This window comes from Emticicia sp., assembly GCF_043780375.1.
Classification (GTDB): domain Bacteria; phylum Bacteroidota; class Bacteroidia; order Cytophagales; family Spirosomataceae; genus Emticicia.
On record NZ_JAYWCU010000251.1, the window covers coordinates 1 to 3,430 of the forward strand.

General features: G+C 38.2%; 2 protein-coding genes. Both read left to right on the forward strand.

Annotation, left to right across the window (positions count from 1 at the left end; genetic code table 11):
• Positions 1-52 precede the first annotated feature (52 nt).
• Positions 53-2,542 (forward strand): helicase HerA domain-containing protein, encoded by a 2,490-nt coding sequence (locus ACH2CJ_RS18810; protein WP_394995244.1) that lies wholly within the window; start codon positions 53-55, stop codon positions 2,540-2,542.
• Positions 2,543-2,593: 51 nt separating this feature from the next.
• On the forward strand, positions 2,594-3,430 hold an 837-nt coding region (locus tag ACH2CJ_RS18815; protein WP_394995247.1), incomplete at its 3' end, for a hypothetical protein.

Sequence of the window (3,430 nt, forward strand, 5' to 3'; positions counted from 1 at the left end):
GGAAATTCATGCAAACCAATCTCATTGATGTACAACAACCAACTATTTTATCATGCAACTAAAATTGATCAGAAAAGCCAATTTTGAAGAACTATTTCCGATTTGGAGTTTAGAAGAACACTTTGCTGGTCAAGGGCAAATCATCTTCAAAGATGGTCGAATTGGCATTGGTTTTAAAGTCAATTGCATCGAAACTGAAAGACTCAGTTCGGGTGAATACAACAAAATTGGCGAGAGTTTTACTGCTGCTTTAGCCGACCTACCGCCAGATGTTACGGTGCAATTATTGGGCTATTACCACTATTTACCCTACGATGCTGACTTGCAAAATAAGTCAAATTATGAATATAAAATCTTGATGAATTACCTCCAAAGACCTATTCAGCAGCACCAGCAATACTTGTTTATTTCCTACGGAACGACAGATATTAAAGAAAAGAGTCCTGTCAATAACTTGTATGTCAGAAAAGGAATGTCTTATGTTTCGAATCCTTTCAAGAATATCCAACAGGTAAATGTTCAGCTTGAACGTATGGCAAATACCTTTATTTCAAAGGTAACGCAAAACAACATTACTTATATTCGATTGGGAAAAGAAGACCTCAAAAGTGTGGTTTTGCAATATTTTAACCTAAAATTTGATGAACCGCAAAAGTCTATCAACAATGCGTTTCAACCGCAAAGAGATTGCTTACAAATCGGGCAAAAATTGGTAGGAATTGCCACCATGGACGGACAAGCAAAAGAGATTTTCTACGACCATAAAAATGAACATGGCGTTTTCACGCCAACAATTTTGCCTTTGGGTAATGAGTTAGCACTTGAACACATTCTTTCTATCACTTGGAAATCTTTGGATACCGAACCTGCCATTCGTAGCCTCGAAAGTAAAGCCCGGTGGACGAATAATTTAGGTTTTCTTGCTTCCCAAGCCCACGATACGCAAAGCGAAGAAATCAGAGAACATATTGACGAAGTAACCAAAGGAGGTCGAAAACTCTTTGATATGAATGTCAGTGTCATTTTCTGGGGCGTAGGTGAAAGGCAATTTAGTCAAAATAAAGACCTCGTTGGCAGAGCTTTTGGCAAAATTAGAGCCAGTGCATTTATTGAGCAAACCGACACATCCGCCTTGTTTTTCTGTAATTCTCCCGCCAATTCTTACCAAAATTACCGTTGGATTGAAAAAATAACCAATGAAAATGCGGCAGTTTATGCCAATTATATCAGCAATTATCAAAGTGAGAATCGAGGAGAATTGCTTTGCGATAGATATGGCTCGCCAGTTTATGCGGATTTTTATTCACCCAAACTGAATGGCAATAATTTTATGGTGATTGGTCCAACTGGTTCAGGCAAAAGTTATACCATCGGTTACATGATTATTCAGCGGCAAGAAAGAGGCGAAAGACAAATTATCATTGATGTGGGTGGCACCTACAAAACGATTTTCTTTGGCAACAAAAAAAGCCTATACTATGAGTATAATCCAAGCGACCCACTCAAATACAATCCATTTCTAATTCATCGGAGTAATAATGGCATTTATGACCTAAAATCCAAAGAAAATGAGTTAAAACCAACTTTTTTAATCAATTTAATTGCCACAATTTGGCTTGGCACAGACCGAAAATTAGAGCCTGCGGAATTGGCAATTTTAGGCGAATTGGTGGTAGCTTATTATGATGCGTATAATGAAACTTTGCTCGAAGTACCAAGTATTGATGGCTTTTATCAGTACGTATTGGCGTATCGAGAAAAAGGAATTGCCGACCCAAAATCGGTTGAATACCTTGATTATGAAAGGCGACAAAGATTTTTTGACTTCAATAAACTCATTATCACGCTCAAACAATTTGCCAAAGGTGGTTTGTACGGCGAAATCTTGAATGCCGAAACACTGGACGACGTTTCTGCATTTCCGTTAATATGTTTTGACTTGGCGAAAATCAAAGAAAACCCTACGCTTTACCCCATTGTGGGCATGATGATAAGTGAATTATCAGCCGATATTTTGGCAAAATACCCCAATGATATTCGACGTATTTACATTGACGAAGCATGGAGTATGTTGAGTGGTTTGGGCAATTTTATTGAAAATATGTACCGAACCATTCGGAAAATCAAGGGAGTCATTGGCATTATTACGCAAGGAATCAATGAAATTAAAAAGTCGGGTATTGGCGAAATTGTCAAAGCCAATAGTTCGACCATTATCATTTTAAACCACGAAGATAGTGATGTTTTGAAAGGATTATGTGAATACATGGGCTTAACTGAACATCAGGAAGATTTAGCAAAATCACTAAGAAAATCAGAGAAATGGCGAGAAATCTTTGTCAAACAGGGCGAATTTGCCAAAGTCTATCGGGTAGAAGTACCGCCTTACATTGCTGGTTTGATTACCAGTTTTCCTGATGACCGTAACTATATCAGAAATTTGGCGGGTGAAAATGGGGAGAATATTACGTTGGCATTGAATCGGTGGATTGAGCAAAAAGCCATACAAATCACAGACGAGAGAGTTAAGGATTTATTATAAGCAATGATTTTCATTTACATAATTATTTATATACTTAAAAGAATACATTATATGATTTTAATTTATGCAAATCCTAGTATCATGGAGAATGGAACTTTTCAAGGAGCATTGGGAGCTGCCAAAGCATTGGTCGGTACCGCTTCAGGGACTTGTTTGAGTGTGGCTTTTGCCATGCTTGCAGTGCAAGTTTTTTGGATGATTACCCAAGTCATTGTCTTTCAAAAGGCTTGGGATTTGATGGCAGTTCTCAGAATTGTAGGCTTCATTTTCTTTATTACTTTTTACAACGAATTGGCTACTTCCATCATTTGGACGGCAGATTATATCAGTAATTTGTTTGAAGCAAAAAAAGATATTTTGAATGCTTTGGGCAAAATTACCACTGGCGATATTACTCAAACCCACACGACTTCGCTGGGTATTATTGGCACATTGCCTTACGATGATTTTTCAAGCTTTGTGGCTTGGCTGATGAGCAAAATACAAGAGGGTCTATCTTTATTCGTTCGGCTATTAATCAATAAAATGCAGGTAATGTTACTATCATTTATGTACGTGGCAGGGATTTTTGCCGCTATGCTTGCTACTATTCCAGGTTTTGGAGGTTCATTTGGGCATTGGCTCAAAAATTTATTGAATGTTCTTTTTTGGTCATTGACACTCGCTATTTTGGATAATTTCATGGTGTTTTTCTTCAAAAGTTACCGACCAGACCCAGCCGATGCCATGATTGATTTGGTGGTTTTAAACCTTGCGATTATCATTATGTACATCAGTGTGCCTTTGCTTACGAGCCTTTATATTGGTCATGCGGCAGCATCAGGCATCATGTCTCGCATGGGTGGTGCAGTTGGTGGCATGGCTTACGCCGCCAGCGGTTATATGAAT